The organism is Campylobacter concisus (genome assembly GCF_002914195.1).
In the GTDB taxonomy this organism is placed as follows: domain Bacteria; phylum Campylobacterota; class Campylobacteria; order Campylobacterales; family Campylobacteraceae; genus Campylobacter_A; species Campylobacter_A concisus_M.
The window spans coordinates 1-476 of record NZ_PPAU01000003.1 but is presented as its reverse complement, the minus strand read 5'-3'; the positions used below and the strand labels follow the sequence as shown (position 1 = coordinate 476).

The following is a 476-nucleotide window of genomic DNA, read 5'->3' as shown; positions in this document are numbered from 1 at the left end:
ATATCAAGGCTACGACGCTTCGCATAAAGCTTGTTGAAATTTTACAAAACGCCAAAACACCGCTAAGCTACGATGAAATTTTAGAGAGCCTTGACGCAAACAAGACGACCTTTTATAGAAGTATGGAAATTTTTGAAAAAGAAAATCTCGTGATAAAAACCGAAAACAACCACAAGAGCTACTACGAGCTAGCAAATGAAGCCAAAGCCTACTTCATCTGGGACGTCTGCCACAAGATGACAAACATCGACAGGCCACACCTAAGCATCGCTAAAAATATAAAAATCGCCGTGAGAAAGGGCGTTTGCGACGAGTGCGGTCACGAGTAAAGCGCGATGATCTGCGCTGGGATAGCTGTTGGGCGGTTTGTCTTTAGATCGATATAGACAAACTCTGTCTTGCCAGTTGCTATTAGCTCGCCATCTTTTTTAAACTCAAAATATCTACAAGATGTCGCCTTGCCCTCAGTCTGCGTG

1 protein-coding gene is annotated in these 476 nt (G+C 43.3%); it reads left to right on the top strand.

Going from position 1 to position 476, the window contains the following annotated elements; translation table 11 throughout:
* Nucleotides 1-2: 2 nt before the first annotated feature.
* Nucleotides 3-329: a transcriptional repressor gene (locus tag CYP28_RS00020; protein ID WP_103592646.1), complete on the top strand. Its 327-nt coding sequence runs from the start codon at nt 3-5 to the stop codon at nt 327-329.
* Nucleotides 330-476: the final 147 nt, after the last annotated feature.